This is a genomic window from Microbacterium sp. Clip185, from assembly GCF_028743715.1.
Classification (GTDB): Bacteria; Actinomycetota; Actinomycetes; order Actinomycetales; family Microbacteriaceae; genus Microbacterium.
Map to the genome: position 1 here is coordinate 405,578 of NZ_CP117996.1, position 25,908 is coordinate 431,485.

Below are 25,908 nucleotides of genomic sequence, written 5' to 3' on the forward strand. Positions count from 1 at the left end.
GCATCTTAATGGGACCGCGAACTCCTGGTCCGGCGTGATGCCGATCGCCGAGCGAGCATCCGTTCGTCGAGTGAGCATTCGATCGGATGCTCATTGGATGATCGAGTGCTCGTTCGGCGGGCTCTGTCAGCGGGCTCTGTCGGGTCGCCGTGCCCAGGGCCTTGGCAGCCGCGCACCGGTAGCCTGGAGGGTATGACCGACCAGCCCCCCATCCGCACGACTGTGCCGCGCGATGCCGCATCCGCCGTGCGACAGGTGCGACCGCGCACTGAGGGCTGGTCGCAGCAGAAGGACGAGAGCGGCCGGCCGCTCCTGCAATTCGCCAGCCCCAAGCGCGGCAAGCCGCCGGTGCACCTCGCCGACCTCACGCACGATCAGCGCGCCGAGAAGCTCGTCGAGCTCGGGTTCCCGAAGTTCCGCGCCGCGCAGCTCGAGAAGCACTACTTCACGCACTACACGAGCGACCCCGCGCTCATGACCGACCTGCCCGCATCCGGTCGCGAGGAGCTCGTGGCGGGCCTGCTGCCGCCGCTTCTGACCGAGGTGCGCCGGCTTGAGACCGACCGCGGCGACACGATCAAGTTCCTCTGGAAGCTGCACGACGGCGCCCTCGTCGAGTCCGTGCTCATGCGCTATCCGGGCCGCATCACGCTGTGCGTCTCGTCGCAGGCCGGATGCGGGATGAACTGCCCGTTCTGTGCGACCGGTCAAGCGGGCCTGACCCGCAACATGAGCGCCGCGGAGATCATCGAGCAGATCGTCCGCGCCAACCGGCTGATCCGCGATGGTGGCCTCGGGCCCGCCGAGCACCCGGACGAGCGCGTCACCAACATCGTGTTCATGGGCATGGGGGAGCCGCTGGCGAACTACGCCCGCGTCATGCACGCGGTGCGCGTGATGACCGACAAGAAGCACGGTCTCGGCATGAGCGCACGCGGCATCACGGTCTCCACCGTGGGGCTCGCTCCCGCCATCCGCAAGCTCGCGGACGAGGACATCCCGGTGACCTTCGCCCTCTCGTTGCACGCGCCCGACGACCAGCTGCGCGACGAGCTCATCCCCGTCAACTCGCGCTGGAAGGTCGACGAGGTGCTCGACGCCGCGCGCGGATACTTCGAGAAGACCGGCCGGCGCGTGTCGATCGAGTACGCGCTGATCAAGGACATGAACGATCACGCGTGGCGCGCCGATCTGCTGGCCGAGAAGCTCAACGCGCGCGGTCGAGGCTGGGTGCACGTCAACCCGATTCCGCTGAACCCGACGCCCGGGTCGGTGTGGACCTCGTCCGAGCGTCCCGTGCAGAACGAGTTCGTGCGGCGTCTGAACGATGCCGGCATCCCGACGACCCTGCGCGACACCCGCGGCAAGGAGATCGACGGCGCGTGCGGTCAGCTGGTCGCGACCGAAGAGGACCAGGCGGTCGCCGCGGCGACCCCCGTCGACTGATCCGCCGCCGATAGCCCCCCTGCGCCGCCCCTGACGCGGTAGCGTCGTCGCACAGGGGAGGGTGCGATGCCGCAGATCGTGTGGGTGATTCTGTTCGTCGTCGTGTTCGCGGCCGTCGCGGCGTGGGTCGCACGCCGGCTCCTGGGGATGCCGATCGGCTGGATCCGGCCCTTCGTGACAGGGGTGCTCGTGGTCGTCGCCGGCGCCCCGTTGGCGCTGTGGGCGCTGCAGCAGGCGGATGTCGTCGACGGCGACGTGCTCACGGTCAACGACGCGATCGGGGCGCTGTTCCTGCTGCTGACCATCGGGTGGCTCTTCGCGATCGACGTCATCGCGATCGTCGCGCTCGAGTTCCTCTGGCCGACCCGCCCCCTGCGCAACCCCGTCGCCGTGGTGCGGGAGATGTTCCGCCGCCGCGACCGCGCCCGACGCTACGCCGAGATCATCGCGATCGCCTCGCGGCACGGGCTCGGGGTGTACCGCGGCCGGCACCGCCCCGATCGCGAGGAGCTGCCGGCGGCGATCGTCGCGGCGTTGAACGATGCGGGGGTCACCTTCATCAAGATCGGCCAGGTGCTCTCGGCCCGCGATGACGTGCTGCCGCCGGAGTTCACAACAGCCCTGTCGACGCTGCAGATGGAGACAGTTCCGATCCCCTGGAGCGAGGCGCGCCACGCGATCGAGACACAGCTCAGCCGGCCCATCGGCGAGGTCTTCGCGCGCGTCGACGAGACGCCGCTGGCGGCCGCATCCGTCGCCCAGGTGCATGCGGCGACGCTGCAGGACGGACAGGACGTCGTCATCAAGATCCAGCGCCCGAGCGCGCGAGCCCAGGTCGCGACCGACCTCGACATCGTCGAACGTCTGGCGGCGGATGCGGAACGTCACACGACGTGGGCCCGCGACTACGGCGTGACGGCGCTGGCCGCGGAGTTCGCGAGGTCGCTGCGGGAGGAACTGGACTACCGCATCGAGGCGGCGAACACCGAGATGCTGCGCGGGGCGGCGGCCCGCTCAAAGCTCACCCCGCTCGCGGTGCCGAAGGTGTACGCCGAGTACACGACCGCGCAGATGCTCGTGCAGGAGCGCGCCGAGGGCATCCCGTTCGGCCACGTCGACGCGTCGACGCTGGACCCGGATGCGGCGACGAGGATCGCCGACGGGGTCGTCGACGCGGTCTTCGAGCAGATCGCGGTGCGGGGCGTGTTCCACGCCGACCTGCATCCCGGCAACCTCATGCTCGCGTCGGACGGCACCGTGACCCTCATCGACTTCGGCTCCGTCGGCGTGCTCGAGAAGAGCATGCGCCGCCTGCTGCTGCCGCTGCTCGTCGCGATCGCGAACGAGGACGACGTCGCCGCCACCGACATCGTGCTCATGCTCGTGACCCCGCCCGACACCGACACATTCGACCAGGTCGCGCTGCAGCACGACATCGGCGTGATCCTGACCCGCATGCACAACGCGGGCGTCGACCAGAACGTCTTCGCGGCCCTCGTGGACGTCATGCGCCATCATCGGCTCGCCCTGCCGCCCTCGCTCCTGCTGGTGTTTCGCACACTGGCCTCTCTCGAGGGGTCGTTGCGGCGGCTTCGTCACGATTACGACATGGTCGGCCGGGCGCTGTCGCAGGCACCCGCCTTCACGCGCGCGTTGACCTCGCCGAAGGGCTTCGCGCTCACGGCGCAGACGCAGGCGGCGATCGTGGGCGAGCAGCTGCGACGGCTGCCGCGAACGCTCTCCACCCTCAGCCAGCAACTCGAGGACGGGACGTTCTCGGTGCGACTGCGCAGCTTCGACGACGCGACCGGCCGTGGCTTCGTCGAGCAGCTGTTCTCGCGCTTCACCACCACGCTGGTCGGCATCGCCCTCGTGATCTCCGCGGTCCTGCTGGGCGTCTCGGACGCGGGGCCGCACCTGACCGCACAGGTTCCGCTGTTCCCGTTCCTCGGTGCGGTGGTCGGGCTCGGTGGGCTCCTCCTGTTGCTGCGGAGCCTCCGCGCCGCCTTCGAGCGGCGGCGATAGCGCCCAAGCGACCCTCGCCGTCTGAGACCCCGCTAGCGTGGACGGGTGCGGCGAAGAAGCGACGGGATGCGGCCATGACCGCGTACAGCGCGGGGCTCCTTCTCTTCCGGCCCGACACCGCCGAGGTGCTGATCGCGCACATGGGCGGGCCGTTCTGGCAGCGCAAGCAGGCGGGAGCGTGGTCGATCCCGAAGGGGGAGTACGACCCCGCATCCGAAGATCCGCTCGCCGCCGCGGAACGCGAGTTTCAGGAGGAGCTGGGGCTTACGCCGCCCGCCGGGGAGCGGGTGGAGCTCGGCGAGTTCCGCTACTCGTCGGGCAAGCGCCTCCGGGTGTTCGCGCTCGACGCCGACGGTTTCGCCCTGGTCGGGATGCGGTTCGGCGAGTTCTCGCTCGAATGGCCGCCCCGTTCGGGGCGTATGGAGTCGTTCCCCGAGGTCGACCGTGCCGAATGGGTGCAGGTCGACGACGCGCGGGACCTGTTGGTCGCCGCGCAGCGCCCCGTGCTAGATGCTCTCGCTCCGCACCTGGTGGGCTGAACGCCGGGGACGCATTGTGTATACCCTAAGCGCTCATCGTCTCTGCGGGTGGCATCATGATGGCTGTTGTGCATACACTGTGCGAGTTCATCGACGTGCCAGAGGAGGCAGGATGCGTGCGAGTGACCGTGCGTACCGCACTCTCCTCGAGCAGATCCAGTCCGGTGAGCTGGCGCCGGGAACCGTGCTGGGCGAGGTGGAGCAGGCGCGCCGGCTCGGCGTGAGCCGCACCCCGCTGCGAGAGGCCATCGGACGCCTCGCCGCCGACGGCCTCGTGGCTCAGGCCTCGCCGCGGGTCACCGTCGTCACCGACATCGACGCCGACGACATCCGCGCGCTCTTCGCCGTGCGCCGCGCCCTCGAGGAGTCGGCGGCCCGCATCGCGGCGGAACGCGTGGCAAGCGGCGCGCCGGGGGAGGCATTCGCCGCGCTCGCCGAGCGCTGGGCGGCGGAGGACCCGCAGGCGGATGCGGACGCCTACTACGCCACGATCGCGCAGTTCGACCAGGCGCTGGACGCCGCCGTCGGCAACGACTACCTCATCGCCGCGCTGCGGACCGTGCGCACCCACCTCGTCCGCGTGCGCCGCCTCGCGCGCGACAACCCCGCACGCCTCGCCGCATCCGCCGCCGAGCACCGGTTGATCGCGCACGCCATCGCCGACGGCGACGCCGAACTCGCAGCGCACGCCACTCACGTGCACCTGCATCACGCCCTGACCGCCATCCTCGCGTCGCTCGCCGACGCATCCGACGCCCCCCGCGTCGCACGATCCACACCGGGAGCAGCATGATCACGCACCACCTCCGTGTCCACACGAGCGAAGAGAAGCTCGCCCGCGAGGGTCAGCTGGCCTGGCACATCGCGGAGGTCGCCACCGACCCCGTGGCGGTCGATGCGGACGTCGTCGACATGATCGTCAACCGGCTCATCGACAACGCGGCCGTCGCCGCCGCATCCCTCACCCGCCGACCCGTCGTCGCTGCGCGCCAGCAGGCACTGGATCACGCCGTCTCCGTCGGCGGCGCCGGTGCGACGGTGTTCGGGTGCGCGCTCGAGCGCCGCACCTCGCCCGAGTGGGCCGCGTGGGCGAACGGCGTCGCCGTCCGCGAGCTCGACTACCACGACACCTTCCTCGCCGCGGACTACTCGCACCCCGGTGACAACATCCCGCCGATCCTCGCCGTCGCGCAGCATGTCGGCGCCGACGGCGCCGCGCTCGTGCGAGGCATCGCGACCGGTTACGAGATCCAGATCGACCTCGTGCGCGCGATCAGCCTGCACAAGCACAAGATCGACCATGTCGCCCACCTCGGCCCTTCGGCGGCAGCCGGGATCGGCACCCTGCTGGGGCTCGACGCCGAGACGATCTACCAGGCCGTCGGGCAGGCGCTGCACACGACGACCGCGACCCGGCAGTCCCGCAAGGGCGAGATCTCCACCTGGAAGGCGCACGCACCCGCGTTCGCCGGCAAGATGGCGGTCGAAGCCGTCGACCGTGCGATGCGCGGCGAGACGTCACCGTCGCCCATCTACGAGGGCGAGGACGGCGTCGTCGCCTGGCTGCTCGACGGTAAGGATGCCTCCTACGACGTGCCGCTGCCGGCTGCGGGGGAGTCCAAGCGGGCGATCCTGGACTCGTACACGAAGGAGCACTCCGCGGAGTATCAGGCACAGGCGTGGATCGATCTGGCCCGCAAGCTCGGCACCGAGCGGCCCGAGCTGCGCGATCCCGCGAACATCGCGTCGATCGTGCTGCACACCAGCCACCACACGCACTACGTGATCGGCTCCGGGGCGAACGACCCGCAGAAGTACGACCCGACCGCATCCCGCGAGACGCTCGACCACTCGATCCCGTACATCTTCGCGGTCGCGCTGCAGGACGGAACGTGGCACCACGTGGACTCCTACGCGTCCGAGCGCGCGGCGCGCGCGGACACCGTCGAACTGTGGCACAAGGTCACCACGGCCGAGGATGCGGAGTGGACCCGCCGCTACCACTCCGAGGACCCGAACGAGAAGGCGTTCGGCGGGCGCGTGGTCATCACCCTCACCGACGGATCGGTCAGCGAGGACGAGATTGCCGTGGCCGACGCGCATCCGCTCGGCGCCCGCCCGTTCGTGCGCGAAGACTACGTGCGCAAGTTCCGGCTGCTGGCGCAGCCTGTGCTGGAGGAGGCGGAGATCGAGCGTTTCCTCGAGCTCGTCCAGCGCCTGCCGGAGCTGACCGCCGACGAGGTGCGCCAGCTCTCGATCGTCGCGAAGCCGGGCCTGCTGCTCTCGCAGCCGGCGCCCAAGGGGCTGTTCTGATGCTCGGGTCGAGCGCCTCCGCATCCGACAAGCGCCGCGCCTTCCGCGCCGGACTCGCCTCGGGAGAGCTGATGCGGCTGCCGGGCGCCTTCAATCCGCTGTCCGCGCGACTGATCGAACGCAAGGGCTTCGAGGGCGTCTACATCTCGGGCGCCGTGCTGTCGGCCGATCTCGGTCTTCCCGACATCGGTCTGACGACCCTGACCGAGGTCGCCGGACGCGGGGCCCAGATCGCCCGCACGACCGAGCTTCCGGCGCTCATCGACGCCGACACCGGCTTCGGCGAGCCCATGAACGTCGCGCGCACGATCCAGATGCTCGAGGACGCCGGCGTCGCCGGCGCCCACATCGAGGATCAGATCAACCCGAAGCGCTGCGGGCACCTCGACGGCAAGGCCGTGGTCGACGAGCAGACGGCGCTGCGCCGCATCCGTGCCGCCGTGGATGCGCGCCGCGACCCCGACTTCCTCGTCATGGCACGCACCGACATCCGCGCGATCGAGGGACTGGATGCGGCGATCGACCGCGCGAAGGCGCTCGTGGATGCGGGGGCGGACGCGATCTTCCCGGAGGCCCTGGCGACCCTCGACGAGTTCGAGGCGATGCGCCGCGCCGTCGACGTGCCGATCCTTGCCAACATGACGGAGTTCGGCAAGAGCGAGCTCTTCTCGGCCGACCAACTGCGCGACGTGGGCGTGAACATCGTGATCTGGCCGGTCTCGCTGCTGCGCATCGCGATGGGCGCCGCCGAGCGGGCACTGGACGATCTCGCGGACAAGGGACACCTGCGCGACAAGGTCGGCGAGATGCAGCATCGCGCTGAGCTCTACGACCTGATCGACTACGAGCAGTACAACAGCTTCGACGACAGCATCTTCACCTACACGCGTCCGTGACGCGCGGCCGAGCACGAAGGAGTGACATGACCGAGCAGGACCAGATCCGGAAGGGACTGGCGGGGGTCGTCGCGGACGAGACCGCCATCTCCAAGGTCAACCCCGAGTCGAACTCACTGCTGTATCGCGGATACCCCGTGCAGGAGCTCGCCGCCACGCAGCCCGTGGAGGCGGTCGCCTACCTGTTGTGGCACGGCGAGCTGCCGAGCGGCGAACAGCTCACCGAGCTCCGGCTCGCCGAGCGTGAGCACCGGGCGCTCACGGCCGCCGTGCAGGCGGCGATCGAGCTCGTACCGCTTGACGCGCACCCGATGGACGAGGTGCGTACCGCCCTCAGTGTGCTGGGAGCGGCGGATCTCGCCGGTGTCGGTTCGGTGTTGGATGCGGTCGGCACCCCCGACGAGAACCTCGCGCGCAGCCTCCGGCTGTTCGCCGCACTGCCGGCGATCGTCGCCTACGGTCAGCGACGCCGCCGAGGACAGCTTCCGATCCCGCCGCGCGACGATCTGGACTACGCGGCGAACTTCCTGTGGATGACCTTCGGGGAAGAGGCGGATGCGGTCGTCGTCGACGCCTTCAACCGATCGATGATCCTGTACGCCGAGCACTCGTTCAACGCGTCCACCTTCACCGCGCGGGTCATCGCCTCGACGCTCAGCGACCTGCACTCCGCGGTCGTCGGCGCGGTCGGTGCGCTGAAGGGCCCCTTGCACGGCGGTGCGAACGAGGCGGTGCTGCACATCTTCGACGAGATCGGCGAAGCGGAGAACGTCACCGCCTGGCTCGACGACGCGCTCGCGAACAAGCGCAAGATCATGGGCTTCGGCCACCGCGTCTACAAGCGCGGCGACTCTCGTGTGCCCACCATGAAGGCAGCGCTCGACGGGCTCGTCGCCCACTACGACCGGCCGGATGTGGCACGGCTCTACGACGCGCTCGAGAGCGAGTTCGTGGCGCGCAAGGGCATCTACCCCAACCTCGACTACCCGTCGGGGCCCGCCTACAACCTCATCGGTTTCGACACGGTGACCTTCACCCCGCTGTTCGTCGCCGCGCGGGTGGTCGGCTGGACGGCCCACATCATGGAGCAGTACAGCCGCAACGCCCTCATCCGTCCGCTCTCGGTGTACGTCGGTCCCGACGAACGTCACGTTCCCGGCTACGTCCCCGACGAGGCTGCTGAGCAGGTCAGCGAGCGGCCCGAAGAGAAGGGCTGAATCCGTGCGCGAGGCGGTGCTGGTCGATGCGGTTCGCACGCCCTCGGGGCGCGGCAAGCCCGGCGGTGCGCTCAGCGGCGTGCACCCCGTGGATCTCGCCGCCGGTGTGCTGCGCGCCGTCGTCGAGCGCAACGAGCTCGACGATGCGCTCGTCGACGACGTGCTGCTCGGCTGCGTCAGCCAGGTCGGCGAGCAGTCCACGAACATCGCGCGTCAGGCCGTGCTCGCCGCCGGGTTCGCCGAGACGGTGCCTGCCGCCACCTTCGACCGCCAATGCGGCTCGGGTCAGCAGGCCGTCCACTCGGCGGCGCACGCGATCATGGCGGGCGCGGCCGACATCGTCATCGCCGGCGGCGTCGAGTCGATGAGCCGCGTGCCCCTCGGCTCGGCGGCCGCATCCGGATCCCCCGTCTCGCCGCTGCTCGGTGAGCGCTACCCCGACGGACTCGTGTCGCAGGGCATCGCCGCAGAGCTGATCGCTGCGAAGTGGGGGTTGTCGCGTGAGGCGCTGGACGCGTACGCGGCCGAGTCGCATCGCCGCGCCGCGGCGGCCGCTGCGGCAGGGCTCTTCGCCTCGCAGGTCGTGCCCGTCGAGACGCCCGCAGGTCTCGTCGAGGTCGATGAGACGATCCGCGCGGCCACGACGGCGGAGGCGCTTGCGGGGTTGGCGCCGGCGTTTCGCACCGATGACGCAGGGTCCCGCTTCCCCGAGCTTCAGTGGCGCGTCACCGCCGGATCGTCGTCGCCGCTGACCGACGGAGCGTCCGCGGTGCTGCTCATGAGCGCAGAACGCGCGGCGGAGCTCGGGATGCGGCCGCGCGCCGTGCTGCGTTCGTTCGCCGTCGTGGGCGACGACCCGCTCATGATGCTCACCGCGCCGATCCCGGCGACGCGTCGCATTCTGGATCGCGCGGGGCTGACGATCGACGACATCGACGCGTACGAGGTGAACGAGGCGTTCGCCCCGGTACCGCTCGCGTGGCTTGACGACCTCGGCGCCGACCCGGCGCGTCTGAACCCCTGGGGCGGTGCCATCGCGCTCGGGCACGCGCTCGGGTCTTCGGGGACGCGTCTGCTGGGAACCCTCGTCGCGCACTTGGAGCACACGGGCGGAAGCCTGGGGCTGCAGGTGATGTGCGAGGGCGGCGGCATGGCGAACGCGCTGATCGTCGAACGGGTCTGAGACGGATTCCTCCGGGATCGACCCTGCCGCGCTCGGGTGTGCGCATGCCACGATGGGCAGATGAGCGCCTACGAGACGATCCTGATCGAGCAGCACGGTCGCGTCGGGTGGATCACCCTGAACCGCCCCGACGCCCTCAACGCCCTCAACTCGACCCTGGTGGGTGAGCTCGCCGCAGCCGTCGCCGCCTTCGACGCCGACGAGGGCGTCGGGGCGATCGTGCTCACGGGCAGCGAGCGCGCGTTCGCGGCGGGCGCCGACATCAAGCAGATGGCCGACAAGTCGACGCGCGACATGCTCGTGGACAACCCGTTCGCAGCGCTCGAGGACGTGGCGCGCGCCCGCACGCCGCTGATCGCCGCGGTCGCCGGATTCGCCCTCGGCGGCGGGTGCGAGCTCGCCATGATCTGCGACATCATCCTGGCCGCGGACACCGCCCAGTTCGGTCAGCCCGAGATCTCGCTGGGCGTGATCCCGGGCCTCGGTGGCACCCAGCGGCTCACCCGCGCCGTGGGTGCGTACAAGGCGGCCGAGCTCGTACTGACGGGCCGGCGCATGGGGGCCGAGGAGGCCGAGCGTGCGGGACTCGTCTCGCGCGTCGTCCCCGCGGCTGACCTGAGGGATGCGGCGATGGAGGTCGCCGAGGCCGTCGCCGCGAAGTCGCTGCCCGTCGTCTACGCCGCGAAGGAGGCCCTGCGTGCCGCCCAGGAGACGACGCTGGCAGAGGGCCTGCGGTTCGAGAAGCAGAGCTTCGCCACGCTCTTCGCACTCGACGACCAGAAGGAGGGGATGGCCGCCTTCCGTGAGAAGCGTGCGCCTGAGTTCCGCCATCGCTGACACCGAGTGTCGTCTAGACTCGTCCTGTCGAAGGAGCACCGCCCCATGAGAATCGTCGTGCTGGTCAAAGAAGTCCCCGACACCTACGGTGACCGCGTCCTGGATCTCGAGACCGGCCTCGCCGACCGCGCCGCCAGTGACCGCGTCATCGATGAGATCGGGGAGCGCGCCCTCGAAGTCGCCCTCTCCTACGCCGACGCGCACCCGGGAACCGAGGTCGTGGCCATGATGATGGCCGCCGAAGAGGCGACGCCCACGCTGCGCAAGGCGCTCGCTCTCGGTGCGGCCTCCGCCGTTCAGATCGTCGACGAAGCGCTCCGCGGTGCCGATCTGGGACTCACCGCCCAGGTGCTCGCCGCCGCCATCTCACGTACCGGATTCGACCTCGTCATCGCGGGCAACCAGTCCACCGACGGTGTGGGCGGTGTGATCCCCGCCATGATCGCCGAACGGCTCCACGTGGCCTCGGCGACCGGTCTCGCCCGCGTCGAGCTCGCCGAGGACGCCGTCGAGGGCGACCGTCCCGGCGACGGCGCCGTGCGCCGCATCCGTGCCGAACTGCCCGCGGTGATCTCGATCACGGAGGCGATGCCCGAGGCGCGGATGGCGGGCTTCAAGGGCGTCATGGCGGCGAAGAAGAAGCCCATCGAGACGCTGTCGCTCGCCGACCTCGGGATCGATGCCGACGATCCCGACACCGCCCGCTCGATCATGATCGCCATCGCTCCCCGCGCCGCGCGTGCGGCGGGACAGGTGATCGTCGACGACGGCGACGGCGGCAACCGCCTCGCCGAGTTCCTGATCCAGAACCGCCTGGTCTGAGAGGTGACGACGATGACCGACTTCGCCGACGACGCCATCCTGGTGCTGCTCGAGACCTCACCCGGCGGGGGGCTCGCCGCATCCGGGGCCGCGCTCATCGGGGCCGCGTCCCGCGTGGGGACACCCGTCGCCCTCGTCGTGGGTGACGCGGAGCTCGCCGCGACCGCCGGTCAATGGGGCGCGCCTCGTGTGCTCGTCGCGCCGGCCGGCGAGGGTCTCGGCGTAGCCGAGGTCGACGCGCTCGCCGCTGCGGTGGCGCACGTGAGTCCCGAGGCCGTGCTCGTGTCGCACTCGCTCGACGGGCGCGACGTCGCGGCCAGGCTCGCCGCGCGCTTGGGCGCGGCTCTTGCCGTCGACATCGTCGGCCTCGATCGCGACGACGAGGGCGTGATCGCGCACCACTCCGTGTACGGCGGCGCGTACTCCGTCGACGCGGCGGCGACCTTCGGACCGCTCGTGGCCACGGTGCGGCAGGGAGCGGTCGAGGATCGCGCGGGGGCCGCGGAGCCGGTCGTGACGGAGCTCGCCGTGACCGCATCCGGTGCGCCGGCCGCATCCGTCGTGTCGACCGAGGTGATGGAGAAGTCCTCGTCGCGGCCAGAACTGCGAGGAGCCGCGCGCGTCGTGTCGGGCGGGCGCGGACTCGGCTCGGCCGAGAAGTTCGCCCTCGTGGAGCAGCTCGCCGACACGCTCGGCGCCGCCGTCGGCGCCTCCCGCGCGGCGGTGGATGCGGGCTTCATCGCCTACGAGCACCAGGTCGGTCAGACCGGTGTCTCGGTGTCGCCCCAGCTGTACGTCGCGCTGGGGATCTCCGGTGCGATCCAGCACAAGGCCGGCATGCAGACCGCGAAGACCATCGTGGCCGTCAACAAGGACGCCGACGCGCCGATCTTCCAGATCGCGGACTTCGGCGTCGTGGGCGACGTGTTCCAGGTGGTGCCGCAGCTCATCGACGCCCTCGCGGCGAAGCGAGGCTGAGGGTGGCCGATCTCCCGCGTCGCGTGCGCCGGGGGCTCCCGCGCGTCGCCGGCGGGGAGCCGTGGCCCCCCGCATCCTTCGTCCCGGCCGTTGCCGCCACGGGTGGTGAGGTTCCCGCTCGTGCCGGCGGTCCCGAGCCCACCATTGGTATCGATGACGCCCCTGTTGGTGCCGGCGTCGCGGATGTTCAAGGGACGCGCGATGCGGTGTTTTCCGCCCCGGAGGAGCATCAAGGGTCCCTCGAACCTGCGGTGGGTGTCGGTGTCGAGGCCGCGCGGTCCGCGTCCGCGCGGGTGAAGCGGCGCCGGGGGTTGCCGAGGGTGGCCGGCGGCGAGCCCTGGCCTCCCGCATCCGTCGGTTCGTCCGTGGCGGGCGCCGCATCGACACCGGCGCCGGAGTCGGTGTCGATGGCGCCGATCGCCCCGGACGAAGCGCCCTCTGCTCCCGCACCGCCCGTCGAAGGGACGCACGATGCTGTCCCCGAAGCCGCGCCGGCGCATCAAGAGTCCCTCGAACCGGATGCGCGACCCGTGCGTCGGGGACTGCCGCGCGTCGCGGGCGGCGAGCCGTGGCCCCCGGCGGGACGGATGCGGCCGGCCGCCGCCGCGGCACCCGCCACGGACGGCACAACCCCCGCTGCCGCCACGCCCGCCGCGAACCCCGCTGCCGCGGCGAACTCCGCACCCGCGCCCAGTGTTCAAGGGACGCCACCTGCGCCGAGTTCGGGCGCGGAGCCGCATCCGGAGTCCCTCGAACAGGGGAATGCGGACGTGGAACGGATGCGGGAACCGCTGCCGTTCACCCCGACGGTCTTCCCCGGACGCGCCGCCCTCGAGCGCCCCGCGCCGCGGCCGGAGCCGCGCCGCTACGGGCCGTTCACCGCGCTGCAGTGGGCGGGTGCGGGATTCATCGCCGGCGCGGGGGTGTTGTTCGCCCTCGCGATGATCGTGTTCGCGACGCGGTGGCTCGTCTCGCTCGATCCGCTCCGCGACTTCCTCGCCACCTATCCGGGCGAGTACCACCTCCCCGAGAGCGCCCCCGTGGGACTCCCCGCGTGGCTGGGGTGGCAGCACTTCCTCAATGCGTTCTTCATGCTGCTGATCATCCGGTCGGGTCTGCAGGTGCGGCGCGAGAAGCGGCCGGCGGCGTTCTGGACGCCGCGGTGGAACAGCAAGCGCAAGACCAGCCTGACGATCTGGTTCCACCAGTCGCTCGACCTCTTGTGGCTTGTGAACGGGCTCGTGTTCCTCGTGCTGCTTTTCGTGACGGGGCAGTGGATGCGGATCGTCCCGACCAGCTGGGAGGTGCTGCCCAACGCGCTGTCCGCGATGCTGCAGTACGCGTCGCTGGACTGGCCGACCGAGAACGGCTGGGTGAACTACAACAGCCTGCAGCAGCTCGCCTACTTCACGACGGTGTTCGTCGCCGCGCCGCTCGCGATCCTGACGGGCGTGCGGATGAGCGGGCTCTGGCCGCGCAAGGCGGAGACTCTGAATCGCATCTACCCGATCGAATGGGCGCGCAAGGTGCACTTCCCGGTGATGCTCTACTTCGTCGCGTTCATCGTCGTGCACGTCGCCCTCGTGTTCGCAACGGGTGCGCTGCGCAACCTCAACCACATGTATGCCGCGCAGGGGTCGGCGGATCCCACCGCATACGCGGACAACTGGGCCGGATTCTGGATCTTCGCCGCATCCGTCATCGTGATGGCCGGCGGGTGGATCGCCGCGCGCCCCCTCGTGCTGGCCCCTATCGCGCGCCTCTTCGGCACCGTCAGCGCCCGCTGACCCGCATCCGGTCGCCGCGCCCACCCCTCCAACGACCGCGAGACTGCACTTTCGCCACGAGATCACGGGTGAATACCGTGATCTCGTGCGAGAAATGCAGTCTCGCGGAAAAGGGAGGCCGGGTCAGCGGGTGAAGCGCACCTCGGTCAGCGTCTCGCCGAGGAACGGCTCGGTGTGCGTCGCGCCGTCGAGGGTGAAGCCGTTGCGCGTGTAGAAGCGGTGAGCGCGGGGGTTGTCCTCGGCGACCCACAGGTACAGCCCCTCGCCCTCCTCGACCGCGGCGTCGAAGAGCTTCTGGCCGATGCCGGTGCCGTGCCACGCGTCCAGCAGGTAGATGAAGTACAGCTCGCGCTCGCGCGGGGCGTCCTCGTCGCGGGCGGGGCCGGAGCCCACGAAGCCCACGATCTCGCCCTCCACGAGAGCGGCGGACATGCGGTAGTCGGGGCCCTGCTCGGCCCAATGGGTCCAGAGCTCGGCCAGGCGGCGGGGCGAGACGCGCTCCAGTGCGGCCTTGCTGATCAGGTGGTCGTAGGTCTCGTGCCAGCACGTGGCGTGCACGCGACCGAGGGCTTCGGCGTCCACGTCGCGTACCGGGCGGACGATCACATCGGTGGTGAGGTCGGCTTCCATGGCCAGACTCTACGCGGGCGGCACGAACGGCGGAAATCGGCTCCGCCGGGTCATTGCGGGCCACCAGCGACGACCCGGATGCGGCGGCCGCCGCTGTCGGGATCGCACAATCGAATCCCGCATCCGCCTGCCTTCTCCTACGATCTGTCGTCGTGAACGTGATCTGGCGCACCCTGCTTCTGCTTGCCTCGTCCCGCCGCCGTTACCGTCGCGAAGGTGCGATGGACTCGCTCGGCGTCGGACGCATCCGGCTGACGACCCTTCCCACCGACCTCGACGTCGTGGGACACATGAACAACGGCCGGTATCTCTCGCTGTTCGACCTCGGACGCTTCGACCTGCTCATGCGCACGGGACTCTGGGACCTCATGCGCGAGCGCGGCTGGTACCCGGTCGTCGCCAACGCGACCATCAGCTACCGCAAGTCGCTGCACCTGTGGCAGCGCTTCGACGTGGAGTCGCGCGTGATCGCCGCCGATGATCGCGCCGTCTACCTCGAGCATCGGGCCGTCGTCGACGGCGAGATCTACGCCCAGCTCATCGCGCGCGGGCGTTTCGTGCGCCGCTCGGGCGGCACGGTCGGCCTCGCCGAGCTGTTCGAGGCGCTCGGGCAGGACCCCGCCACCGTGCCCGCTCCCGAGGAGTGGATGCTGCGCTGGTCCGAGGATGTGGCGCTCCCCTCGACGCGCCGTCCCGCCCCCAGCATCTGGCACTGAACCGGCGCCGCCGGCGGGCTCGTGTCACGCCCGTGGGGCCGCCGGGCCCCGACGTAGGCTGAGCGCATGTCCTCCAGCACCGAGGCGGGGCCGCCACGAGCGCCGCGTCCCGCATCCCTCGCCGACGACGCGGTCACCCTCGCGCGCCGTTGGGTCACCGAAGCCGCAGATGCTCACGCCGACCCCGCGGCGGAACGCCTCGCCGGGGTGCTGCGCGACCCCAACGGACTGCCGTTCACGATCGGGTTCGTCGACGGCGTCATGCGCCCCGAGAGCCTGTCGGCCGCGGCGGCGAACCTCAGCCGCATCGCCCCGCTCGTGCCGGACTTCCTGCCCTGGTACCTGCGCTCCGCCGTACGGGTCGGCGGTGCGGTCGCCCCCGCGGTGCCGACGCCCGTCGTGCCGATCGCCCGCCGCGCCCTCCGCGACATGGTGGGCCACCTCATCGTCGATGCGCGCCCCGAGAAGCTCGGTGCGGCGATCGCCAAGCTGCGTGAGGGCGGCGCGAAGCTGAACCTCAACCTGCTGGGCGAGGCCGTGCTGGGCGAGAACGAGGCGCGGCGCCGCCTCGACGGCATCCACGAGCTCATTCGCCGACCCGACGTCGACTACGTCTCGGTCAAGGTCTCGGCCATCGCCGGACACATCTCGCTCTGGGCGTTCGACGAGGTCGTCGAACGCGTCGTCGAGCGTCTGCTGCCGCTGTACCTGAGCGCCGCCGCCGACGGCACGTTCATCAACCTCGACATGGAGGAGTACCGCGACCTCGACCTGACGATCGCGGTGTTCACCCGCATCCTCGAGGACGAGCGGCTCACGCGGCTCGAGGCGGGCATCGTGCTGCAGGCGTACCTGCCCGATGCGCTTCCGGCTCTGCAGGAGCTGACCGCATGGGCTCGGCAGCGCGTCGCGGGCGGGGGCTCCGGCATCAAAGTGCGCCTGGTGAAGGGCGCGAACCTCGCGATGGAGCGCGTCGACGCCATCATGCACGGGTGGCCGCAGGCGCCCTACGACACGAAACTCGACACCGACGCCAACTATGTGCGCTGCCTCGACTGGGCGCTGGATGCCGACCACGCCGCCGCCGTGCGTGTGGGTGTCGCCGGTCACAACCTCTTCGACGTGGCGTACGCGTGGCTCCTCGCCGGAGAGCGCGGGGTGCGCGAGCGCATCGAGTTCGAGATGCTCCTGGGCATGGCGGCGGGTCAGGTCGCCGCGGTCTCGCGCGACGTGGGCGCCGTGCTGCTGTACGTGCCGGTCGTGCGTCCCGACGAGTTCGACGTGGCGATCAGCTACCTCGTACGCCGCCTCGAGGAGAACGCCTCCAGCGAGAACTTCCTCTCGGCCGCGTTCGATCTCGACACCGATCCCGAACTGTTCGCGCGCGAGCGGGATCGCTTCCTCGCTTCGATCGAGCGATCGACGGATGCGGGGCTGCGCACCGGCCCCCGGCGCGGGCAGAACCGCCTGCAGAGCGCACCGGATGCGGCAGAGCCCGCCATCCTGCGCGAGCCCGCACCCACGCAGGAGATCGCGGGACTCACCCAGGCCGTGCTCGGTATCGCGGCCGACCGCACCGAGCCCGACGCGCACTCGGTGCTGTTCGGCGGCGCCGAGTTCGTCGAGACGGCGGTCTTCTCGCCGCGGGAGTCGAACGCCGGCGCGCACGGCGCCCCGGGCTTCCGCCCCGCCGCCGACACCGATCCGGCGCTTCCCGCCAACCGCGAGTGGGCGCAGCGCATCATCGAACGGATCGAGACCTCGACCGCCGGCGATGCGACCATCGGCGGCGCTCGCATCGGCGACGCCGACACGCTCGAGCGCACGATCGCGAGGGTGCGCGACGCGGCCGCCGGCTGGGGCGCCCTGCCCGCGGCCGACCGCGCCGTGGTGCTGCAGGCGGCGGCGCGATCGCTCGACGCGCGCCGTGACGTGCTCATCGAGGTCGCCGCATCCGAGACCGGCAAGGTGCTCGCCGAGGCCGACGTCGAGGTGAGCGAGGCGGTGGACTTCGCCAACTACTACGCGGCCACCGCGCGCGAGCTGGACCGGGTCGCCGGCGCCGTCTTCGTCCCGGCGCGGCTGACGGTCGTCGCGCCGCCGTGGAACTTCCCGCTCGCGATCCCCGCCGGAGGTGTGCTCGCAGCCCTCGCGGCCGGATCCGGTGTCGTGTTCAAGCCCGCCCCGCAGGCGCGCCGCTCGGCGGCCGTCGTCGCCGAGGCGCTGTGGGATGCGGGCGTGCCCCGCGACCTGCTCGCCCTCGTCGACATCGACGAGGGCGAACTGGGGCAGCAGCTCATCTCCCACCCTGCCGTGGACCGCGTGATCCTCACCGGGTCCTGGGAGACCGCGCAGCTGTTCCGCTCCTGGCGCCCCGACCTGCCGCTGCTGGCCGAGACGAGCGGCAAGAACGCCATCATCGTCATGCCGTCGGCCGATCTCGACCTCGCCGCATCCGACCTCGTCAAGAGCGCGTTCGGGCATGCCGGACAGAAGTGCTCCGCCGCATCCCTCGCGATCCTCGTCGGCTCGGTCGGGCGCTCGGCTCGCTTCGCGCGCCAGCTCGTCGATGCCACGCGTTCTCTCGTGGTCGCGTCGCCCGCCGATGCCGCCGCCGAGGTGGGGCCGGTGATCGAGCCGCCGCAGGGCAAGCTGGCGTGGGCGCTGACCACGCTCGACGACGGCGAGAAGTGGCTCGTGGAGCCCGAGCAGATCGACGGCGCACCGGAACTGGCGGGCCGGCTGTGGCGTCCCGGCATCCGTACCGGCGTCGCGCCCGGGTCTCGCTTCCACCTCGAGGAGTTCTTCGGGCCGGTGCTCGGCGTGATGCACGCGTCGTCGTTGGCCGAAGCCATCGAGCTGCAGAACGCGGTCGCCTACGGCCTGACGGCGGGCCTGCACACCCAGAACCCCGATGACCTCGCGCTGTGGCTCGACCGTGTCGAGGCGGGCAACCTGTACGTCAACCGAGGCATCACGGGCGCGATCGTGCAGCGCCAGCCGTTCGGCGGCTGGAAGCGCTCATCGGTGGGCGCGGGCACGAAGGCCGGCGGTCCGAACTACCTGATCGGCCTCGGCAGCTGGCGACCCACCGCCGCCGGCGGATCGACGACGTTGCACCTGCGCGGGCTCGACTCGCGCATGACCGCCATCATCGAAGCAGCCCAGCCGTCGCTGGACTACGAACGGTTCGAGTGGCTACGCCGTGCCGCGCTGTCGGATGCCGTGGAGTGGGATCGGGAGTTCGGCCGCATCAAGGATGTGACGGGGCTCGGCGTCGAGCGCAACCTCTTCCGCTACCGGTCGGTCGACGTGGCCGTGCGCGCGACCGCGGGTGCCGAGGTGCAGGAGGTGCTGCGTGTGGCGCTCGCCGCCCTGCGCGCGGGCTCGGCCGCATCCCTCAGCGCGGCGACGGGGCTTCCACCTGCCGTGCGCCGCGCGCTGGGTGAAGCGGGTCTCACGGTGCACGTCGAGACGGATGCGCAGTGGATCGAGCGCCTCACCCGTGCCGAGGCGGACGAGACCGGCGTCAACGTGAAGCCGCGCGTCGCCCGGGCGCGGCTGGTGGGGCCCGCATCCGAGACCGAGATCCTGCACCGCACGCTCGCCGAGGCGATCGCGGGAGACCCGGATCTCGCCGTCTACGCGAACCCGGTGACCACCGCCGGACGCCTGGAACTGCTGCCGTTCCTGCACGAACAGGCCATCGCGATCACCGCGCACCGGTTCGGTAACCCCGATGCGTGGAGCGAAGCCGTCATCTGAGGGTCGCTCGGGCCGGACGGCCTGTCATTGCTCCGGCCGGTTCCCGCATCCATGTCCCACTTGCTGCAGAAATCAGCCCCGATTCCTGCAGCAAGTGGGACATGCTCTGCGGGAAGTGGGACATGCCCTGCAGCCGAGGCCGCGGTCGTCGGTCCCGCGGGGGCGGGGCGGCACCGACGGGGCTCAGGTGCGGAGGTCTCGCCGGGTGAGCGGGCGGTCCGCGGTGGGCACGGGGCCGGTGTCGGGCGCCACCAGTGCACCCGCATCCGCCGCCGCGGCCTGAGCGAGCACGGACGGGTCGTCGGACTCGGATGCGGCGGCCGCCTCATCCGCCGCCTCCTGCAGCGCGGACTTCGCCCGCAGCGGCGGGGTGCGGAAGAACAGCGTCAGCACGAAGGCGAGCAGCACGACGCCCAGCGCCACGCGGTAGACCACCGTCGCCGAGTCGTTGAACCCCACGAGGATCGGCGCGGTCAGGCGCGGGTCGGCGCCGTTCAGGAACGACGTGTCGTTCATGACCGAGCCGTCGAAGCTCTGGTCGTCGCTCTTGGTGGCGAGAGCCTCCTGCACCTGCGGCACGGCCTGGGCGACGAACGCCTCACGCGCCGCATCGTTCGACAGGTCGACGGATGCGGCACTCGCCGCCTGCTGCAAGTTCGCCACGATCGGGTCGTAGATCGTCTTCATGATCGCCGCGTTCTCGGGGGCCTGGGTGACCGCGGGGTCGAGCGCCGCCTCCAGCGCGTTCGTTACGGTCCCCTCATCGGCGAACGAGTTCTGGATGTTCGAGGGCACCAGGGTGAACAGGAGCGAGAGCAGCACCGCCGTGCCGAGCGTTCCACCGATCTGGCGGAAGAAGGTCGATGCGCTCGTGGCCACACCCATGTCGCGCAGGCCGACGGAGTTCTGGCTGGCGATCGTCAGCGTCTGCATGAGCTGGCCGAGGCCGAGGCCGAGCAGCAGCATGGCGCCGGCGAGGAACCAGTACGAGCTGTCGACGCGAAGGAACGTGAGCAGCACGTAGCCGCCGGAGAGGAACAGCGTGCCGAGGATCGGGAACATGCGGTACCGGCCGGTGCGTGCGATGATCTGTCCGCTCGCGATCGAGGCGATCATGAGGCCGAGGATCATCGGCAGCATCTGGAAGCCGCTCTCGGTGGGCGTCGCACCCAGCACGAGCTGCAGGTACAGCGGCAGCGTCAGCATCGCGCCGAACATGCCGAAGCCGACGAGCACGCCGATGACGGTCGCCATCGAGAACGTCGACGAGTGGAACAGGCTCAGCGGGATGAGCGCATCCGTCTTCATGGCGCGCTCGACGAACACGAACGCGACCGCGCCCAGGGCGCCCACGACGTAGCAGGCGATGGCGATGGGAGAGTCCCAGCCCCATTCGCGGCCCTGCTCGGCCACTAGCAGCAGCGGGACGAGGGCGACCACGACGAGCGCCGCGCCCCACCAGTCGATGCGTACCGACTCGCGCGGGTGGTGCGGGATGTGAAGGAAGCGCACGACGATGAACAGGGCGATGATCCCGATCGGCACGTTGATCAGGAACACCCAGCGCCATCCCGCGATCCACAGGATCTGGTTCGCGCCGGAGAAGAGGCCGCCGACGAGTGGACCGATGACGCTCGAGATGCCGAACACGGCGAGGAAGTAGCCCTGGTACTTGGCCCGCTCGCGCGGCGCGAGGATGTCGCCCATGATCGCGAGCGGCATCGACATGAGGCCGCCGGCGCCGAGTCCCTGCACGGCGCGGAACGCGGCGAGCTGCACCATGTCGGTCGAGAAGCTCGCGAGCACGGAGCCGACGATGAACACGATGATCGCGAAGAGGAACAGCGGGCGACGGCCGAAGATGTCGGAGAGCTTGCCGTAGATGGGCGTGGCGATCGTCGAGACGATCAGGTAGGCGGTCGTCACCCACGCCTGCAGGCTCAGCCCGTGCAGGTCGTCGCCGATCGTGCGGATCGCCGTGCCGACGATGGTCTGGTCGAGGGCGGAGAGGAACATGCCGGCCATGAGGCCGAAGATCACCAGCAGGATGGCGCGGTGCGTCATCACGGGCTGGTCGGTGCGCGTGGCGTCGGACATGAGGCCTCCGGTGGGGATGCGGCGGAAAAAGTTGACTATCCGCAACTATCGGACGTCTGATCATAGACCTATCGTGTGTCCACGGGGCGCCAGTGGCGGGGCACCGCGATGAGCGAGGGGCGGAATCGCGCCAGTACAACGTTGTACAGTGAGCGGATGGGGGACCGATGACACCGACACTGCACGACGTCGCGCGTCTCGCCGGGGTCTCCATCAAGACCGTCTCGAACGTGATCAACCATCACCCGAACGTGCGCCCTGCCACTCGTGAGCGCGTGGAGCTGGCGATCGCCGAACTCGGCTATACGCCGAACCTCACCGCCCGCAACCTGCGCAGCGGGCGTACGGGGGCGTTCGCGCTCGCGGTTCCCGATCTGGGGCTGAGTTACTTCGCCGAGCTTGCGGCGACGATCATCCAGGAAGCGGAGAGTCGTGGGGTGGGGGTGCTGGTCGAGCAGACCGGCGGCGACCGGGAGCGTGAGATCGAGCTCTTGCGCTCGCCTCGGCGCGGGCTCACCGACGGGCTCATCTTCAGCCCGTTGGGGATGGGGCAGGAGGATGTGGCGCATCTCGACGTCTCGTATCCGCTCGTCCTGCTGGGCGAGCGCATCTTCGACGGGCCGAGCGATCACGTCACGATGCAGAACGTCGAGGCTGCGCGTGCCGCGACGGAGTATCTGCTCGAGCAGGGGCGGCGCAGGATCGCGGTGGTCGGTGCGCACGCGGGTGAGGTCATCGGCTCGGCAGGGCTGCGGCTGGCGGGCTACCGTGCGGCTCTGGATGCGGCCGGCATCGACTACGACGACGATCTGGTCGGGTACACGACGATGTGGCACCGCGCGAACGGCGCGGAGACCATGAGAGAGCTCCTCGATCGCGGCGTCGCGTTCGACGCCGTGTTCGGGCTGAACGACACCCTTGCGCTCGGTGCCATGCGCGCCCTGCAGGAGTCGGGGCTGCGGGTTCCCGACGACGTGTGGGTCGTGGGCTTCGACGACCTCGACGAGGCGCAGTACTCCATCCCCTCGCTGGCGACGATCGATCCCGGGCAGGACTGGATCGCCCGTACGGCGGTCGAGACGCTGCTGGCGCGCATCGAGGTGCCTGGTGAGCAGGGCCCGGCGCGACGACTGCTGGCCGACTTCCGTCTCGTGCGCCGCGAGTCGGCGCCGGGCGACGCGCCGCGCGATTGACCTCTTGACACCGTCGTCCTTCGCGCGGCACCATACATTTACAACGTTTACTTACAACGTTGTAAAGCGGGTGCAGCGTGGCACGGGAAGATGCCGGGCTGACCGCATCCACTGACGCGAGACACAGATGTCCGCACCGCGAGAGGAAGCACACAGCCCATGAAGAACAGACTCATCGCTGGCCTCGGCGTCGTCGCCGTGGCCGCCGCGGCACTCACCGGATGCGCGGCATCCGGCTCCGCCGAGGCATCGTGCACGAACAAGATCCTCAAGCCCGACGCCACCCAGGTCTCGGTGTGGGCCTGGTACCCGTCCTTCGAGGATGTCGTCGATCTGTTCAACGAGAACCACGACGACGTCCAGATCTGCTGGACCAATGCCGGCCAGGGCAACGACGAGTACACGAAGTTCTCGACCTCGATCGAGTCGGGTTCGGGCGCTCCCGACGTCATCATGCTGGAGGCGGAGGTGCTCTCGAGCTTCTCCATCCGCGACGCGCTCGTCGACCTCTCGCAGTACGGCGCATCCGACGTCAAGGCGAACTACACGGACGGCGCGTGGAAGGACGTCTCCAGCGGAGACGCCGTGTACGCGATCCCGGTCGACGGTGGCCCGATGGGCATGCTCTACCGCAAGGACATCCTCGACAAGTACGGCATCGCGGCGCCGACGACGTGGGCGGAGTTCGCGGACGCCGCGCAGAAGCTGAAGGATGCCGGCGCCCCCGGCGTGCTGGCCAACTTCCCGCCCAACGGCCGCGCCTTCACGCAGGCGCTGTTCGCCCAGGCCGGGTCCACGCCGTTCGAGTACGACAGCGCATCGCCGCAGGACATCTCGATCGACGTCAACGATGCCGGCTCCAAGAAGGTGCTCTCGTACTGGCAGGACCTCGCCACGAAGGGACTCGTCGCCGTCGATGAGGCCTTCACCGCCGACTACAACACCAAGCTGGTGGACGGGTCGTACGCGATCTACGTCGCCGCCGCGTGGGGGCCCGGATACCTCCAGGGTCTGGAAGGCACCGACGAGAACGCCCAGTGGCGCGCCGCTCCCATCCCGCAGTGGGACACGGCCCAGCCGGTGCAGGTCAACTGGGGCGGCTCGACCTTCGCGGTGACCAGCCAGGCCAAGGACAAGGAGGCGGCAGCCACCGTGGCCAAGGAGATCTTCGGCACGGAGGAGGCCTGGAAGATCGGCATCGAGAAGGCGGCGCTGTTCCCGCTGTGGAAGCCGATCCTCGAGTCCGACTACTTCCGCGACCTCGAGTACCCGTTCTTCGGCGGCCAGCAGATCAACAAGGAGGTCTTCCTCCCCGCTGCGGCCGGCTACAGCGGCTTCACCTTCAGCCCGTTCCAGAACTACGCCTACGACCAGCTGCAGCAGCAGGTGACCGCGGTCGTCGTGGACAAGTCCAAGGATGCCGCTCCCGCGCTCGACGATCTCCAGACGACGCTCGAGCAGTACGCCAAGGAGCAGGGCTTCACGCTCGGCTGATCGACCGGTGGGCCGGCCGCGTGCCGGCCCACCGCATCCGCCCGTTCGTCCACGCCCGCAGGGAGCTCTCATGTCCACGCACGCCATCGCCGCGCCTCGACGCGCGAGCGGCCACATCCGCCGCCAACGGGTCGGCTGGCTCTTCATCGCCCCGTTCCTCGTCGTCTTCGCCGCCTTCCTCGTGTTCCCGCTGATCTACGCGTTCGGGATGAGCCTGTTCAGCTCGACGCTGGCCACGGGCACGAAGTTCGTCGGCATCGACAACTACCTGAAGGCGTTCACCGATCCGCTCTTCCTCGGAGGGCTGGGGCGGGTGGCGCTGTACGCGATCGTCATGATCCCGGCGCAGCTGCTGGTCGCCCTGGTGGCGGCCCTCGTGCTCGACAACCTCGCGACCTGGCTCTCCAAGCTCTCGAGACTGCTGATCTTCGCCCCGTACGCGATCCCCGTGGTGATCGGCGCGCTGATGTGGAGCTTCCTCTACAGCCCCCGCTTCGGGCCGGCAGGGACGATCTTCGGATTGTTCGGACTGGATGCGCCGAACTTCCTCGCGAGCGACACGATCTTCGGGAGCCTCGTGAACGTCGTCACCTGGCAGTGGTCCGGCTACTACATGATCGTCATCTACGCCGCCCTGCGCTCGATCGACCCGGCCATCTACGAGGCGGCGCGCATCGACGGCGCGAACGGCTGGCAGATCGCGACGCGCATCAAGGTGCCGATGATCTCGTCCTCGATGGTCATGGTGATCACGTTCGCGCTGATCGGCACCCTGCAGTTCTTCACCGAACCGACGGTGCTGAGATCGATCGCCTCCGGGGCGCTCCCCGCGGAGTACACGCCCAACATGTACGCCTACGCGCTGGCCTTCAGCTACAGCCAGTTCAACTACGCCTCGACCATCGCGTTCTCCCTCGCGATCGTCGTGTTCATCGGATCGTTCGGGTTCCTGTTCCTGACGCGCAAGCAGAGCGGACTGAAGTGATGGCCATCCCCACTGCTGTGACAGACCACACCCGCGCCGTCGTGACGGCGGGGGCCCCGCGGCTCGACCGCGCCGCGCGCCGCGACGCCCGGCGCCACCGCATCCGGATGCAGGGCGGACGACGCATCGGCTCGCACGTGCTGCTGCTGATCCTCGCCCTGTACTTCGTGATCCCGATCTGGTGGCTGTTCGTCGCCTCGACCAAGAGCACCGGCGGCCTCTTCTCCAGCCCCGCCTTCTGGTTCGACGATCCCGCGCAGTTCTTCACGAACCTGGCGGGTCTGTTCGAGCACCAGGGCGGCATCTACTGGCGGTGGCTCGGCAACTCGTTCCTGTATGCGTTCGTGTCGGGTCTCGGTGCGACGGTGGTCGCGGTGCTCGCAGGGTACGGCTTCGCCAAGTACCGCTTCCGCGGCCGCGGGTTCGTCTTCGGCATGATCCTCGGCTCGGTCATGGTGCCGCTCACGGCGCTCGTCATCCCGCAGTTCATGCTGCTCAGCCAGTACGGACTGGTGAACACCGGCTGGGCCGTCATCCTGCCCTCGCTGCTGAATCCCTTCGGCGTCTACCTCATGCGGGTGTACACCCAGGACACCGTGCCCGACGAGCTGTTGGAGGCAGCGCGTATCGACGGAGCGGGAGAGTGGCGTACCTTCACGCGCATCGTGCTGCCACTCCTGCGCCCCGCGATCGTGACGGTGCTCCTGCTGTCGATCGTCGGCACGTGGAACAACTTCTTCCTGCCGCTGGCGATGCTCACCAACCCCGACACCCTGCCGGTGACGGTCGGCCTCAACCGCTGGCTCGCGCTCTCGAACGCCGGCGCGGGCGGCGAGCAGGTGTGGAACCTCATCACCTCCGGCGCCTTCATCTCGGTGCTGCCGTTGCTGCTGTCGTTCCTGTTGCTGCAGCGCTACTGGCAGGGCGGCTTGACGCTGGGCAGCGTCAAGTGACCGCATCCCACAGCGAACCGACCCCGACCTCC

General features: G+C 70.0%; 20 protein-coding genes. 18 read left to right on the forward strand and 2 right to left on the reverse strand.

Annotation, left to right across the window (positions count from 1 at the left end; genetic code table 11):
- Positions 1–192: 192 nt before the first annotated feature.
- From rlmN to PQV94_RS02110, 12 genes are all read left to right on the forward strand, one after another.
- A complete protein-coding gene (gene rlmN / locus PQV94_RS02055) occupies positions 193–1,446 on the forward strand; it encodes a 23S rRNA (adenine(2503)-C(2))-methyltransferase RlmN (RefSeq protein WP_243226616.1) in 1,254 nt (417 codons plus the stop codon).
- Between the two features lie 66 nt (positions 1,447–1,512).
- Positions 1,513–3,471 carry an ABC1 kinase family protein gene (locus PQV94_RS02060; protein WP_274287146.1) on the forward strand — a complete coding sequence of 653 codons (1,959 nt, stop codon included), beginning with the start codon at positions 1,513–1,515 and terminating at the stop codon, positions 3,469–3,471.
- A gap of 74 nt (positions 3,472–3,545) precedes the next feature.
- The gene (locus tag PQV94_RS02065; RefSeq protein WP_274287147.1) at positions 3,546–4,010 is read left to right on the forward strand and encodes an NUDIX domain-containing protein; all 465 of its coding nucleotides are present in this window, start codon (positions 3,546–3,548) and stop codon (positions 4,008–4,010) included.
- Between the two features lie 112 nt (positions 4,011–4,122).
- A complete protein-coding gene (locus tag PQV94_RS02070; RefSeq protein ID WP_274287148.1) occupies positions 4,123–4,803 on the forward strand; it encodes a GntR family transcriptional regulator in 681 nt (226 codons plus the stop codon).
- Positions 4,800–6,323, forward strand: a complete 1,524-nt coding sequence (locus PQV94_RS02075) for an MmgE/PrpD family protein (protein WP_274287149.1) — start codon at positions 4,800–4,802, stop codon at positions 6,321–6,323. Before PQV94_RS02070 ends, PQV94_RS02075 begins: the two co-directional genes overlap by 4 nt.
- Entirely contained in the window at positions 6,323–7,219 is an 897-nt protein-coding gene (gene prpB, locus PQV94_RS02080; protein ID WP_274287150.1) for a methylisocitrate lyase, read from the forward strand. The genes PQV94_RS02075 and prpB overlap by 1 nt, the downstream gene beginning before the upstream one ends.
- Before the next feature lie 26 nt (positions 7,220–7,245).
- Positions 7,246–8,436, forward strand: a complete 1,191-nt coding sequence (locus tag PQV94_RS02085; RefSeq protein WP_274287151.1) for a bifunctional 2-methylcitrate synthase/citrate synthase — start codon at positions 7,246–7,248, stop codon at positions 8,434–8,436.
- A 4-nt stretch (positions 8,437–8,440) separates the two neighbouring features.
- Positions 8,441–9,619 (forward strand): thiolase family protein, encoded by a 1,179-nt coding sequence (locus tag PQV94_RS02090; protein WP_274287152.1) that lies wholly within the window; start codon positions 8,441–8,443, stop codon positions 9,617–9,619.
- A 60-nt stretch (positions 9,620–9,679) separates the two neighbouring features.
- The gene (locus tag PQV94_RS02095) at positions 9,680–10,456 is read left to right on the forward strand and encodes an enoyl-CoA hydratase-related protein (RefSeq protein ID WP_274287153.1); all 777 of its coding nucleotides are present in this window, start codon (positions 9,680–9,682) and stop codon (positions 10,454–10,456) included.
- A 45-nt stretch (positions 10,457–10,501) separates the two neighbouring features.
- Positions 10,502–11,278, forward strand: a complete 777-nt coding sequence (locus PQV94_RS02100; RefSeq protein ID WP_274287154.1) for an electron transfer flavoprotein subunit beta/FixA family protein — start codon at positions 10,502–10,504, stop codon at positions 11,276–11,278.
- A gap of 12 nt (positions 11,279–11,290) precedes the next feature.
- On the forward strand, positions 11,291–12,256 hold the full coding sequence (locus tag PQV94_RS02105; RefSeq protein WP_274287155.1) for an electron transfer flavoprotein subunit alpha/FixB family protein: 966 nt from the start codon (positions 11,291–11,293) through the stop codon (positions 12,254–12,256).
- 2 nt (positions 12,257–12,258) lie between these two features.
- Positions 12,259–14,043, forward strand: a complete 1,785-nt coding sequence (locus PQV94_RS02110) for a cytochrome b/b6 domain-containing protein (protein WP_274287156.1) — start codon at positions 12,259–12,261, stop codon at positions 14,041–14,043.
- Between the two features lie 123 nt (positions 14,044–14,166).
- Here PQV94_RS02110 and PQV94_RS02115 read toward each other — a convergent pair whose 3' ends face one another.
- The gene (locus tag PQV94_RS02115) at positions 14,167–14,673 is read right to left on the reverse strand and encodes a GNAT family N-acetyltransferase (RefSeq protein ID WP_274287157.1); all 507 of its coding nucleotides are present in this window, start codon (positions 14,671–14,673) and stop codon (positions 14,167–14,169) included.
- Positions 14,674–14,825: 152 nt separating this feature from the next.
- Here PQV94_RS02115 and PQV94_RS02120 point away from each other — a divergent pair, with 152 nt between their 5' ends.
- Positions 14,826–15,389 (forward strand): acyl-CoA thioesterase, encoded by a 564-nt coding sequence (locus PQV94_RS02120; protein WP_274287158.1) that lies wholly within the window; start codon positions 14,826–14,828, stop codon positions 15,387–15,389.
- A 66-nt stretch (positions 15,390–15,455) separates the two neighbouring features.
- On the forward strand, positions 15,456–19,154 hold the full coding sequence (locus PQV94_RS02125) for a bifunctional proline dehydrogenase/L-glutamate gamma-semialdehyde dehydrogenase (protein WP_274287159.1): 3,699 nt from the start codon (positions 15,456–15,458) through the stop codon (positions 19,152–19,154).
- A 183-nt stretch (positions 19,155–19,337) separates the two neighbouring features.
- Here the strand turns inward: PQV94_RS02125 and PQV94_RS02130 are convergent, their stop codons facing one another.
- Complete coding sequence (locus tag PQV94_RS02130; RefSeq protein ID WP_274287160.1) at positions 19,338–21,251, reverse strand: MDR family MFS transporter; 1,914 nt, start codon at positions 21,249–21,251, stop codon at positions 19,338–19,340.
- A 167-nt stretch (positions 21,252–21,418) separates the two neighbouring features.
- Here PQV94_RS02130 and PQV94_RS02135 point away from each other — a divergent pair, with 167 nt between their 5' ends.
- From PQV94_RS02135 to PQV94_RS02150, 4 genes are all read left to right on the forward strand, one after another.
- Positions 21,419–22,444, forward strand: coding sequence for a LacI family DNA-binding transcriptional regulator (locus PQV94_RS02135; RefSeq protein ID WP_274287161.1), 1,026 nt, complete (start codon positions 21,419–21,421; stop codon positions 22,442–22,444).
- A gap of 159 nt (positions 22,445–22,603) precedes the next feature.
- The gene (locus tag PQV94_RS02140) at positions 22,604–23,938 is read left to right on the forward strand and encodes an ABC transporter substrate-binding protein (RefSeq protein ID WP_274287162.1); all 1,335 of its coding nucleotides are present in this window, start codon (positions 22,604–22,606) and stop codon (positions 23,936–23,938) included.
- 70 nt (positions 23,939–24,008) lie between these two features.
- Positions 24,009–24,923, forward strand: coding sequence for a carbohydrate ABC transporter permease (locus tag PQV94_RS02145; protein ID WP_274287163.1), 915 nt, complete (start codon positions 24,009–24,011; stop codon positions 24,921–24,923).
- A complete protein-coding gene (locus PQV94_RS02150) occupies positions 24,923–25,876 on the forward strand; it encodes a carbohydrate ABC transporter permease (protein ID WP_274287164.1) in 954 nt (317 codons plus the stop codon). The genes PQV94_RS02145 and PQV94_RS02150 overlap by 1 nt, the downstream gene beginning before the upstream one ends.
- Positions 25,877–25,908 lie beyond the last annotated feature (32 nt).